This window comes from Endozoicomonas acroporae (genome assembly GCF_002864045.1).
Classification (GTDB): domain Bacteria; phylum Pseudomonadota; class Gammaproteobacteria; order Pseudomonadales; family Endozoicomonadaceae; genus Endozoicomonas; species Endozoicomonas acroporae.
In genome coordinates, this window is the sequence record NZ_PJPV01000298.1 from 1 (window position 1) to 514 (window position 514).

At 43.8% G+C, this 514-nt stretch carries 1 protein-coding gene; it reads left to right on the plus strand.

The genetic code is table 11. The features are described from left to right. Positions 1-160 precede the first annotated feature (160 nt). A partial coding sequence (locus tag CX664_RS25390) for a hypothetical protein (RefSeq protein ID WP_146000388.1) occupies positions 161-514 on the plus strand: 354 nt, incomplete at its 3' end.

The window sequence follows — 514 nt, forward strand, 5'->3', positions numbered from 1 at the left end:
CGACTCTGCTCTCGTGTCACACCTGTGTCTCCGTGGCAATTTTTCTTTCACGGCAAATTAAAAGAGCCACAACCTGCCACTGGTGGAACTTTTATCAATTTTAGAAATCAAAACAAGGAGTAAAACATGTAACTAAAACAACCAAAACAGAGGGAAATTTATGAAAAACAACCTTTTTAAGCAGTGGGTAATGGCCAGTTTACTGTGCATTCTATCCTGCTCTGCATTTTCAGACGTTGAATACTCAGGCATCGCTTTCAGCAACGTAGATATCCACGGGCAAGGCACTGAAGCCGACGTTAAACCCGGTGAAACTGTCGGCATCCATGCCCATTACAAATGGCTATGGCCCCGGGAAGAAGGCAGCATTGTCCAAATTATTGTTGGTATTGATGGCATAGGTGCTCAAACAGCAATTGCCAATGCCATTGTCATTGATGGTCGATATCTTGACCCTCATTACAATGATATCACCGAGCAAGATGTAGACTTTCACATCGTTGCGCCCAACGAA